At 51.6% G+C, this 12,345-nt stretch carries 9 protein-coding genes; 1 reads left to right on the top strand and 8 read right to left on the bottom strand.

Annotated elements, in window-relative coordinates:
- Positions 1–199: 199 nt before the first annotated feature.
- From cysI to NNL21_RS17990, 6 genes are all read right to left on the bottom strand, one after another.
- A complete protein-coding gene (gene cysI / locus NNL21_RS18015) occupies positions 200–1,924 on the bottom strand; it encodes an assimilatory sulfite reductase (NADPH) hemoprotein subunit (RefSeq protein WP_204818603.1) in 1,725 nt (574 codons plus the stop codon).
- 39 nt (positions 1,925–1,963) lie between these two features.
- Positions 1,964–3,787, bottom strand: coding sequence for an assimilatory sulfite reductase (NADPH) flavoprotein subunit (locus NNL21_RS18010; protein ID WP_204818602.1), 1,824 nt, complete (start codon positions 3,785–3,787; stop codon positions 1,964–1,966).
- Between the two features lie 267 nt (positions 3,788–4,054).
- Complete coding sequence (locus NNL21_RS18005; protein WP_204818601.1) at positions 4,055–7,138, bottom strand: MMPL family transporter; 3,084 nt, start codon at positions 7,136–7,138, stop codon at positions 4,055–4,057.
- Positions 7,135–7,767, bottom strand: a complete 633-nt coding sequence (locus NNL21_RS18000) for a TetR/AcrR family transcriptional regulator (RefSeq protein ID WP_204818600.1) — start codon at positions 7,765–7,767, stop codon at positions 7,135–7,137. Before NNL21_RS18000 ends, NNL21_RS18005 begins: the two co-directional genes overlap by 4 nt.
- A gap of 248 nt (positions 7,768–8,015) precedes the next feature.
- Positions 8,016–8,447 (bottom strand): DUF6526 family protein, encoded by a 432-nt coding sequence (locus NNL21_RS17995; RefSeq protein ID WP_204818599.1) that lies wholly within the window; start codon positions 8,445–8,447, stop codon positions 8,016–8,018.
- Positions 8,448–8,804: 357 nt separating this feature from the next.
- A complete protein-coding gene (locus NNL21_RS17990; RefSeq protein WP_204818598.1) occupies positions 8,805–9,365 on the bottom strand; it encodes a M56 family metallopeptidase in 561 nt (186 codons plus the stop codon).
- A 126-nt stretch (positions 9,366–9,491) separates the two neighbouring features.
- On the opposite strand from NNL21_RS17990, the gene NNL21_RS17985 reads away from it, so the two are divergent.
- The gene (locus NNL21_RS17985; protein ID WP_204818597.1) at positions 9,492–10,169 is read left to right on the top strand and encodes a cupin domain-containing protein; all 678 of its coding nucleotides are present in this window, start codon (positions 9,492–9,494) and stop codon (positions 10,167–10,169) included.
- Between the two features lie 61 nt (positions 10,170–10,230).
- On the opposite strand, the gene NNL21_RS17980 is transcribed toward NNL21_RS17985, so the two are convergent.
- Positions 10,231–11,754 carry a DHA2 family efflux MFS transporter permease subunit gene (locus tag NNL21_RS17980; RefSeq protein ID WP_256555316.1) on the bottom strand — a complete coding sequence of 508 codons (1,524 nt, stop codon included), beginning with the start codon at positions 11,752–11,754 and terminating at the stop codon, positions 10,231–10,233.
- 15 nt (positions 11,755–11,769) lie between these two features.
- Positions 11,770–12,291 (bottom strand): PadR family transcriptional regulator, encoded by a 522-nt coding sequence (locus NNL21_RS17975; protein ID WP_204818596.1) that lies wholly within the window; start codon positions 12,289–12,291, stop codon positions 11,770–11,772.
- Between the last annotated feature and the right edge of the window lie 54 nt (positions 12,292–12,345).

Raw genomic sequence — 12,345 nt, 5'->3', positions numbered from 1 at the left:
GGATTTCGCCATACGCAAAAATCCAAGCTACGCGGGGACCTTGCTCCTCCCGCGACCGGACTTTCACCGGTTAGAAGATGCGTGCCTTCTAGGCATGTCTATACTAAAAAACGAAGTGCATCCCTAGGGACGCACTTCGTTACTAGCCCGGTAAAGCCCGGGAGCTATGAAGACTCGATGATCATTAACCAACGAATGTTTATGAATGAAAATCTTGGCCGGAGCGGACTTCCTTCACATGACCGGCACGGATGACGAAATCACCGAAATGCTCGCCTTCCCCGCGCTCCTTCGCATATTGCGCAAGAATCGGCTGCAGCGATTCCAGAATCTCTGCTTCACCGATGTTTTCCTTGTACAGCTTGTTCAGCCGGTTTCCAGAAAATCCGCCGCCCAAATACATGTTGTATTTGCCGGGCGCCTTGCCAATGAACGCGAGCTCGGCCAGCATCGGCCGTGCGCATCCGTTCGGACAGCCGGTCATGCGAATCACAATCTCCTCGTCCCGCAAGCCAACCTCATCCAAGATCGGCTCGATCTTATCCAGCAGTGTAGGAAGGTAGCGCTCCGACTCGGCCATCGCTAGCCCACAGGTTGGGAAAGCGACGCAAGCCATGGAATTCCGCCGCAATGCGGAATAATGAATGCCGTCCGTCAGCCCATACTCCTTGACCAATTCCTCGATCTTTTTCTTCTTTTGGCTGCTGATATTGCCGATGATCAGGTTCTGATTCCCGGTAAGCCGGAAATCACCGTTATGCACCTTGGCAATTTCACGAAGCCCCGTCATCAGACGGTAGTCACCCTCGTCTTTCACCCGGCCGTTCTGGATAAAGAGGGTGAAATGCCATTTTCCGTCGCTTCCCTTCACCCAGCCATAACGGTCCCCGTTAGAGTCGAAGTGATAAGGACGCGCATCCTCAAGCTTCCATCCCATGCGGTCATGCAGTTCATTGATGAACCATTCAATGCCGCGGTCATCGATCGTATATTTAAACCGCGCATGCTTCCGGACCGAACGATCGCCATAATCCCGTTGGATCGTAACCGTCTTCTCCGCAACGTCGATAACTTGCTCCGGGGTGCAGAATCCGATGACCTGGCCGATTTGGGGATAGGTCTTCGTATCGCCATGCGTCATCCCCATCCCGCCGCCTACCGAGATGTTGAAGCCCTTCAATCGGCCTTCCTCAATAATCGCGATGAAGCCCAGATCCTGGGAGAAAACATCGATATCGTTGGAAGGAGGAACGGCAACGCCGATTTTGAACTTACGCGGCAAATACACGGGCCCATAGATCGGCTCTTGTTCGGCATCGTTATCCTGGCTATCCACCAGCTTCTCGCCGTCAAGCCATATCTCATGATAAGCTCTCGTCCGCGGATCGAGGTGGCTGCTTATGCGGCAAGCCCACTCGTATACCTGGGCATGAATCTCAGACTGGTTCGGATTCGGGTTGCACATCACGTTGCGGTTCACATCGCCGCAAGCGGCAAGCGTGCTTAACATCGCATCGTTGACTTCCTTGATCGTCTTCTTCAAATTCCATTTGATGACGCCATGCAGCTGGAACGACTGACGCGTTGTCAGACGAATCGTTCCATTGGCCAGCTGCTGTGCGACACGGTCCATCATCAACCACTGCTTCGGCGTGACGATTCCGCCCGCAGCGCGCACGCGAAGCATGAATTGATAAGCAGGCTCAAGCTTCTGCTTGTTCCGCTCATTGCGCAGATCCCTGTCGTCCTGCATGTAGCTGCCGTGGAATTTCATCAACCGGTTATCGTCCTCCGGGATAGAACCCGTGATGACGTCTTCCAGCGTCTCTGTAAGGCTACCGCGCAGGTAATTACTTTTTATTTTAATTTGCTCGACGTCGCTGTGCGGCGCACTATTGGGCGATAGTAAATTATTATCGGACATGCTTGCCTTTCTCCTCTCGCGCTCTTGGTGATCAGCGCCTTAGTATACATCCCGCTGATAACGTTTCTCTTGCTGCATCCGGGTCAAATATTCCGCAGCCTCCTCGGAGCTTAGGCCACCCTCTTGTTCAAGAATCGCTGCCAAGGTGGTGTGGACGTCATGCGCCATCTTCTTCTCATCGCCGCAGACGTATACGCACGCGCCCTCCTGCAGCCATTGGTAGAACTCCCGGCTCTTCTGAAGCATCCGGTGCTGTACATACACTTTCTGATCGGTATCGCGCGAGAAGGCGACATCCATTCGTGTCAGCACGCCATCCTTCAGCCAGCGCTGCCATTCAAGCTGGTACAGGAAGTCTGTGGAGAAGTGCTGATCCCCATAGAACAGCCATGTTTTTCCTTCTGCTCCGGTCTCATCGCGTTCCCCCAGGAAAGCCCTGAACGGAGCGACGCCCGTCCCCGGACCGATCATGATGATCGGCGTGTCCGGGTTCTCGGGAAGCTTGAAATTCGAGTTATGCTGAATGTAAACCGGCAGGCCTTCGCCCTGCTGCACCCGCTCCGCAAGCTGAACGGAACAGACGCCGTAACGGTTACGGCCATGAGCTTCGTAACGCACAGCGCGGACCGTGACATGCACTTCATCCGGAAACGCCTTCGGACTGCTGGCGATCGAGTACAGACGCGCAGGCATCTTACGCAGGATCGATACGAATTCGCCGGCAGGCACGCCCTTAAGGGCATAATCCTGCACCAAATCCAATAGATCCCTCTCGTCGATATAAGCACGAAGCTCCTGTTCGCGTCCCGGCTCGAGCAGTTCCTTCAACCCGCCGCTCGCCGTAAGCTTCGCCGCTTGCTCCAATAGCGGTTTTGTGAGCACCGTTATCTCAAAATGCCGAAGCAGCGCTTCGCGAAGTGGAAGCTGCAGGCCGCTCTTGTTAACCGTAACTTGCTCTTCCGCTTTCCATTCCATCGCTTCCAATAATTCGTCCACGAGGCGTGGGTGATTCTCCGGATAGATGCCTAAGCTATCTCCCGGTTCATACTGAAGATTCGATCCTTCAAGGGATATCTCGATGTGCCGGGTTTCCCGGTCCGATCCGCGGCCGTTCAAATTAAGATTCTCCAGAACCTCGGCCTGGAACGGATTGGTCCTCGAGTATTCCGAATCTATCCCGCTCTTGGACGTTATGCTCGCGGCGATTACCGATGCCGTTCCCGCCGTCGCCTCGCTGAGCGCGCCGAGCACTTGATTCATCCATTCCGCGGCAGGCTCGTCAAAGTCCACATCGCAGTCAGCTCGCGGGCTAAGCCGCTTCCCGCCCAGCTCTTCCAGTCGTTTATCGAAGTCCTTGCCCGTTTGGCAGAAAAACTCATAGGACAGGTCGCCAAGCCCAAGGACGGAAAACTTCAGGTCATCCAATTGAGGCGCTCGCTTGCTATGAAGGAACTCATAGAAAGGAATAGCATTATCCGGCGGATCTCCTTCGCCGTGAGTACTCACCAGAATAAGCAGGTTCTGAATCTTCTTTAAACCATTGGGCTTAAAGTCCCCCATCGAGGAAAGCGTGACCTGGAATCCCCGCTCTTCAAGCTTCTTCGACATCTTCTTCGCCAAGCCGTTGCAATTCCCGGTCTGGGATCCGAAGAGAACGGTCACTTCTTTGGAAACGACCGCTGCTTCAGCAGTCAAAGCTGCTGGCACCGGTTGACCAGTCGGCACCGCAGCCGTCGTACCTTGAAGAGCCGTTAGATAACCGCTCAACCAAATCTGTTGTGTTTCCGTTAGTGTTGGCAGCAGGCGATTGAGCAAATCCGCTTGCTCCTGATTAAAAGGACTGTTCGTTACTTTGAGTTCCAACTAATATCCACCTCGCGCGGCATTCAATGATTTATAAATCCCAGTATACGTATCTACTTTATTTCCTCTATTGAACCTACCACAGCATAACGAACCGGTCAATTAGAATGATCTTATTAGATCATTCAGTAATCCTGATAAAGACAATCGATCTAGGAAGAATAAGGAAGATTCTGCCGCATCAACGCGATCCCTAGGGTCGGAATAACTCCTGGTATCGGGTTGATGCGGCAGAGAATAGACAAGCTTATATGGTGAATCCTAGAATTAGTTCGATTTACGCCTCCGCGTTTGTATCGCTTCCGGCATCGCCATAAGAGCCGGCACGAGCATTGGCAGAAGAATAAAGCATAAGACAAGCAGCCCGACGATCACGGCGGTCGCAAGCTCAATCAGAAGCACCAGGCCGGAAGGTATGAGTGTAGCGAACGTTCCGCCAAGGATCACCATGGCGGAGATAATGATTCCACCTACCGTTCGCGAAGCCTTAACTAGCGCTTCACCTACAGCCAGTTCCCCGTACTCTTTGTAGCGCATCATCAAGAATATGCTGTAGTCAACACCGACCGCGACAATGATGATGAAGGAGAAGAACGGTACGAACGAAGAGACTCCGTCCGCTCCGATGATATACTCGGTCACCAGCTTGGATGCGCTCATCGCCACGAAATAGGAGGCCAACAAGGCCAGCACGATGTAGATGGAGGGCAAGAATGAACGGATCACGAGCAGCAGCACGAGGAATACGCCGATGATGACGATAATCGCCGTTCCGGTAAACGACTCGCTCTGCACTTTGTTCATATCATACGTGGTCGAGCTAGGCCCGGCCGCGCCATACACCGCGCCATCCAGCACAGTCCCTTGGATGCTGGAGGCCAGCGTTTCATTGATTTGCTCCACCGTATCAAGCGCAGCTGGCGAATAAGGATCGTTGCTCAAGACAACCAGAAGCTTCGTAATCTTGCGGTCCTTCGACATGAACGAGTCCATCGCGCGCCCGAAATCTTCGCTTTCCAGCGCTTCCCGGGGAATGAACAGCGTGCGCGAGCCCGTAAGCTGACCGAGATAATCGCCCGTCTTGCCCAGTCCTTCGGATATATCGCCAAGACCCTGACCGCTCTTCTTCAATCCTTCCTTCAGTTGCGTCAAGCCGCCGGTCAGTGATCCAAGACCCACATTCAGCTGCTTCTGACCGTTATTAATTTCACCTAGCGCAGCGTTCAGCTTGCTCAGGTTAGCCGCAATCTCGGTCGCGCCGGCACTGCCCTGCACCAGTCCCTTCGACAGCTGGCTCGCCCCAGACTCCAAGCCCGTCAATCCCTGCATGAGCTTCTGCTGAGCGGCGGCAATCTGCTGGAGACCGCCGGTGGTCTGGGATAACGATGCTTGAAGCTTGTCATAGTTGGCTGTCAAAGCTTCCAACCCGCCGCGGAACTGGGCGAGTCCGGTCGCCAGCGCCGTTCCTGTCTGCTTCAGCTTCACGTAATCGGAATCGTCGTTCAGCTCCTCATGGCTTATACCCAGCTGCGAGATGAGGCTGTTCATATTGACGAGACTCTTCTCCAGCTCAGGGAATTGCTTGGCCAGCTGCTTGTAACCATCCAGCGCCGAGCCGTGACCCTTCTGAATTTGGGACAAGCCGGAATTCAGCTTGTTCGTATTCGACGCCACTTCCTTCAATCCAACGCGGAGCTTGCCAATGCCATCCTTCAGGCCGGCTATTCCATCCGCTCCATCGCCGATTCCGGCAGCCGCTTTCTGAAGGGCATCCGTGATTTGGACATAGCCTGCATTAATCTCTGCGGTCCCGGATGCCAGCTGATCCGCCTGCGAGAAATCGGCGGCATTGAGCTGCGATTGCATTTGATCAAGACCGTCCTTGATCTGATCGATCCCGTTCTTGGATGCGGAGATGCCTTCCGTCACGCTCTGAGACTGGCTGCTGACATAGAAATCGTCAACCGGCTTGAACTGCGGCTGCGTAATACTCGATACGGAATCAACGCCGTCAATGCCTTTCAACGCTTCCGTAAGCTGGTCGACAACGCCCAGCGATTCGTTATTATCCATTGGTTGGTCATGCTCGATGACAACGGTTGTCGGCAGAGCCTGCCCTCTGCTGAAGTGCTCCGCCACCAACCCGAAGCCCTTGGTTGATGGGTGGTTGTCACCTAACTCCTTGAGCTGGTCGAACGACAGCTTCTGTCCGCTGGTCAGCAGTGCCGGTACTAACAGAATGACGATAGCCGCCGTCGTCACAAAAGGGCGCTTGACGGAGAAAGCCGTCAGTCCCGCCATGAAGCGGCTTTCCTTGTGCCCCTCTACTTTACGGGATGGCCAGAACAGCTTCGGTCCAAGCACTTTCATTAGAAAAGGAGTGAGCGTCAATATTTCCAGCACGAGCACGATGGCCCCGATCGCAACCACATTCGCGGACTGGTAGATGCCAAATGGCGAGAAGCTTAGACCGGCAAAAGCAATAAATACCGTCAAAATGCTGTATACGATCGTTTTACCCGCTGTCCGGTAGGATGCTATGATCGCCTCGTCCGTGCTTCGGCCGTTAGCGAGCTCCTCCCTGAAACGGTTGAACAGCAGGATGTTATAGTCCGTGCCAATCCCGAACAGAATGAGCACCAGCAGCATCTGGGTCACGCTCGTTACCGGGAAATTCAGCTTCTCGATAATCTGGGCGGCAATGCCCATTGAGACCAAGTAGGATACGCCGACCGCCGCCAATGAAACGAACGGGATAATGACCGACCGGAACATGAGTACCAGCACGACCAGAATGAAAATGACGGTCAGCGCCGCGCTCTTCTCCACGCCCTCCGTTGAAGCCTTCAAGTAGTCGTTTTGAATGAAATCCTCGCCGCTCAAGTAGTACTCCACGTCCACATCCTTCAACGCGTCGTCGAACTGCGCTTGAATGTCGTCGACGCTTCGGCCCATCTTATCCAGCGTGAAGCTGGCCATCAATGTCGTACCGTCTTCGGATATCAGGGCCGATCTGGCATCCGGCATCGTAATGGGATCGAGAAGCTGGGAGAAGCCGAGCTCCTTCTGCTTGTCCTTCATGCTCCCGATTCCTGCCTCGATCTCCTTCATGTCCGCGTCCGACAGCTTATTTTCATTGAAGAACACGATAATATCGCTTGTACCCTCGGTCTCCGACATCTTGCTCAGCAGCCCGTTCGCCACGCGTGAAGGACTATCTGCCGCGAGCGGCTCCTGTCCCCTCTCATGCAGAATCGCATTGACATCCGGCTGAACGATCGTCAGCACCGTCGTCGCGGCTAACCAGACGATAAGCAGCGTCCAGCGCCATTTAATAATAGAAGCCATCATAATCGTTCTATCCCCCTCATGTCCTCAATCACAAATGCTATGCCTGTGTTGTATACATCCAACAGCCTGTCGATCAGCATCTCGATCGTCACAGTGTCTGTATGGTCCCTGATGATCCGGCTTAACCCTTCTACCAGCGTGCCCGCCAGCATGCTGGCCAGCGCCCCGTCCTGCCCTGAGTAATGTTCGCGGTTTCCCCGCACAAGCCGAAACTCATCTACCAGAATCTTCTCTACGAACAACATCAATTCGTTCTTCACATGCTCGTATCGGGTACCTTCGCTGCGATTGAGCAGAATCATAAACTCGGAGCTGTGCAATTTGAACAATCCGACCATCGTGTCCCGCACCATGTCGAAATACTGCTTCTTGTTTCGCTCTTTCGCGAGGGGGACATCCAGCATTCGGCGATACTCATCCATATAAGCTGCACATTTCTCAAATACCGGCCCAATGATGGCGTCAAGCAATTGTTCCTTGCCGCTGTAATACCGGTATATGTTGCCAGCGGCAATACCGGCATCCTGCGCGATCTTCCTCATCGAGGCTGCTGCGTACCCTTGCTCCTTGAACGACTTCAGCGCAGCATTCAGAATAGCGCGGCGCACCTCTTCCTTAAGCTTCTGCATTAGTAAACACCCGTTCATTATTTAATACTTACATATTAAGGGTATGATTTTGCAGAATCAATCCTTTAATAGAAATAAATAGGGATCGCAGGGTAGTCTGTTCAAATAATCGCCATATTTGGATCGTACCCGCTCGAAGCAGGCCGATAATCGATTCAAGTCCTTATGCAGGCAATCGATCAAATAAACAAAAGACTGAACATGGTATGACCACGTTCAGTCTTTTAGCTTGTTTTCAAGGCATACATTCAAACCCGGTGATGGTCCGCTCTCCAATGCGTGATGGATTTCTTGATCTTAGCAGGCTCCATACCGGTCTCGGCGGCCTTCAAGCATAGTTCCGGGAACGAGGCATCCTCCGCGAAACGAAGCGCAATGATCTGCTGCAAGGTGAGTCTTGAATCCAATGGTTTGCCGGTAAGATGAAAATGCCGAAAGTTCTCCTCGTGAAGAATGCTGCGATCCTGCAATTTGGTTGCAAATTGCCGTACAAGCACTGCTAGTATTACAATGCAAAGTGAAATACCCGTAAGTAAGACAGCTGAAAAACGATAGTCCTCTTGGAACAAGTGAACAATCGATGCGATGAACAAAATAATGGAGAGAGGTGCGAGTATAAAATGGTACAAAGGCGCAAATTTCATATGGTTGTCATAACTTTGCGTTTTGAGATTACTCATACTTCTGCCTCCCCTTTACACCGGTTGGAATTTCCAGCCGATACGTCTTGGTAGAACGAGATTTTCTTCTCGGGATCCTTGGCCTCGATTTCAAATTGAATGACACGCGACATGGCACTCGCTCCTCTTTCGCTCAGTAGTCTAATAGGACTCTAGAACAAGAATAGCTAAGAATGGGAACAACCGCTTCTTCTAGTTTGCTCTCTTCGATCCCTCGACCGTTCCATAAACGTCTTGGATTGATTCACTCCATCCCACCTTCTGTCGTTAGTTGATCTCTCTAACTATATCACGTTCACCATTTATCCAAAATAAGGAAAGCAAAAAGAAAATGCTTTGGGATTTCGAGGCCTCCCGCTAGTCATTACAGATCCGTGTCCACATCATCGAACTTGCCATCTGATGCAAACACATATTCACAGGTGTTAGTCCCCCAAGAGGCTTGCGTATGACCGCTTCATCGCATGATAATTCACTGCTCCGAGTGATTTCCCGTCTCATCCAATACATAAGGGGATTGAACCAATGCAGGGAGGTCACGATCATCGAGAACCATTTGATGACGATGTCGTATCGCTTTAGATGCGTCAATTCATGCAGCAAGATATGTTTTAACTGAACTTCACTATAGTTCGTATCAGGAATGACGATCAGGGGACGCAGGATTCCGACGAGCATGGGCGTAGCAGCATAAGGGTTGCGAACAAGCCTTACTCGATAACGGCCATCCGCCAGAATGCGAAGCAGGCTGTTCTCCCAGCGATGACCCGGCTTACTTGTTTTCTTGATGACTTTCGAAAATCGGATATAGCCCGACAAGTGAACCGTGAGTGAAACCAGTACTCCAATAAGCCATATATAGATGACGTACCGGTTAATGAGATCCGTCACGAAGGCGCCTTGATCAGCATTTTTCACTGAATACGCTGGAAGGCTTTATCTCAAATGTGGCGATATCCATGCTATCATTCACTTTCCTGAATGCTGCAACATAAGATACCCCATGAGCAAAAGCCTATATGGAAATGAAGGGCAGGGAATATTGTGGCGGTTTCTTATATGGATTTCACCTCACCATCCGTACAATTCACGTATGATTTAAGCAATAACACTATTTTCAAAAAGGATGCTCGGAATTATATTAATTCGCTTTCCATAAAGCAGCTGAACACATTAGGGAATGTATCTTTGCTGGATATATTTCTTAGTACCGGTAACGTCGTCGAGCCCCACACGCATCAGAATGCAACAGAGCTGGTATATTGTATTTCCGGTGCGGCGGTTGTCTCCATCATTAACCCCTTTACCAAGGAGCTTCTCAACTTTCCGATCCAGCCGGGCCAGGTCGCCAATGTGCCGCAAGGATGGTGGCATTATGAAATGGCCACTGTCGACAACACCCATTTATTAGCCATCTTCGACGCTCCGATTCCAGAATTCATAGGCGCATCCGACATGCTGCGATTAACGCCTGCGAGCGTATTCGCTCACACGTATTGCCTCAACGAGGCACAAGTAAAAGCCACCTTCGCTCCCATTACGCAAACCGTGTTCATCGGACCGCCCAACGATTGCCACACGCAGCAGGTTCAAGGCAGCGCAGGAGCCAATATGTCATTTCCGAATCACCATACCAACCAGCCGTACGGCCATATGCCGCGTCAGTATCCGGATTATCCGCAGCAGCAGCCTTATATCGGGAATGGATGGGGATATAGATAGCATAAAGAAGGCTCAGAAGGATTCCACTCCTTCTCAGCCTTCTTACCATCCCGTCATGCCTTTAGCCGGCTTGGGAAACTTGTTTAGCAGATGCGTCCGACGGCATGACATGTCTTCCAGGACCAGCCACCACCGCTGCTATTATGCCAATGACGGCAAAGACGATACATAGAATAAAACCATGATTGATCGCTGTCCCTAGTGAATCCCGGACGAAATCAAGTATCTCCTTCGGAACGGTTCCCGTCGCGCGCACAAGCTGCTCCGGGCTCGCTAAGGTGCCAATCTGATCCTGCGGAATATGATGCGCAGCAGCCCCATCCGCAATGATCGTCTTCAGATTGTTATTCACAATCGTTGCCATGATGGATGCGCCGAGCACGCCGCCAATGCTTCTCCAGAAGCCTACAATGGAAGAGCTGATCCCGATATATTTGCGCTCCACGCTAGCTGCCATAGCCGTCTGCGCCACGCTCATCAGAGGACCGATCGCCCCAAGACCCAGCAGGATCATAAGTCCGATCATATACCACCTGGACGCATCATGACCGACAGTCGTGAGCAAGTAGCTCACAATGACCCCTGCCGCCATAGCAACAGCGATCAATGTCCGGTACGCAAACTTGGATTGCAGAAACCCAAAGGAAATCGCGCCCACGATCAAAGACGCCATCATCGGCGTTAACAGCCCGTTGGAATTCTCCTGGCCCAGCACCGCTGTCGAGAAGATCGGCAAGTATGCGATGGCGGAGAACATAATCGCCCCCTGACACAGACAGGCCAAACTCAGCCCGACCACCATTCGATTCTTGAATAAATTCAACGGTAATACGGGCTCTTCCGCTCGGAGCTCGACGAGAATAAACAGAGCACCTACCCCAAGTGAAACGGCAAGCAGCGACAGAATCTGCCACGATGACCAGGCAAAGTCCTTGCCTCCCCATTCCAAGGCCAGCATGAGGGATACAGTACATATGATCAGGAATACCGTTCCCAAGTAGTCAATCTTCGGTTTCCTCTCGGAACGGGATTCCTTCAAGGCGAACAATAGGACGAGGAACGACATGATGCCAATCGGCAAATTAACATAGAAGCACCATCTCCATCCCCAGTATTCCGATAACAACGTCCCTAGCTGCGGTCCTGCCACCGAGGACAATCCGAATATGCCGGCGAATACGCCTGACATCTTGGCCGCTTGCTTCGGATCTGCGAATACCGTATAGATAATCGTGAAGCTGATGGGAAGAATTGCGCCCGCTCCAATACCCTGAATTGCCCGAAACACGATAAGCTGGGTTATATCCTGCGCAGTTCCGCAGAGCGCAGATCCAATTAAGAAGATTGAGATGCCAATTAAATAAAACCGCTTGCGTCCGAACAAATCGGACATCTTCCCGAATACAAGCATCATGCTTGTTGAAGCGAGCATATATGCCGTGAACACCCAGCTGACCTGCTCGAAGCCGCCAATATCCTTAATAATATGACTGAGCGCGGCCGATGTGATCGTATTGTCCAATGACGACATCAGCAGCCCCAGCGCCATGGCCAGAATGATAAGGCCTGTTTTTTCCTTTTGCACAGCACACCTCTTCCCTTATAATTGAGCTTTTAATTTCGCCAGTCCTTCTAATAGAATCCGGCGATTGCTCTCTTGATTGGCGATGCCTAGTGCGATGCATATTTCCTGTGTGGGACTCATGTGAGATTTCCAGCGCTCATAATCGGCATTCAATCTCTCGATTTGGCGTTCCTCTTTGGCAATTGACCTCTCCAGCCACCTGATGACACGCTCCGGCTCCGTCCATTCACCGAAAAACAGCCGCACCATAAAATCGGATTTCAATTCAACGCCTTGAATATCGCTTTCCAAATATTGCACAAACGCTTCTCTGCCTGCCTCGGTAATCGTATACACATTCTTATTCGGCTTGCCGTCCTGTAGAATGCTTTCTTTGGTAATTAATCCGAGCTTCTCCATCTTGCCGAGTGTCGGATAGATCGTTCCATAGCTAGCGTTGTAAAAATAAGAAAACAGCGTCTCAAATTTATGCTTGATCTCATACCCGGAATGGCTGTCATCCATCAATATCCCCAGGATCACATCTTGACTGGTCAAAGAATCCCCTCTTTCTCCATTATCTTCCTCGAGATAAACATATAATACCATGGA

It is taken from the genome of Paenibacillus mendelii, from assembly GCF_024498075.1.
GTDB lineage: Bacteria > Bacillota > Bacilli > Paenibacillales > Paenibacillaceae > Paenibacillus_Z > Paenibacillus_Z mendelii.
This window is presented reverse-complemented; position numbering and strand designations above follow the sequence as displayed.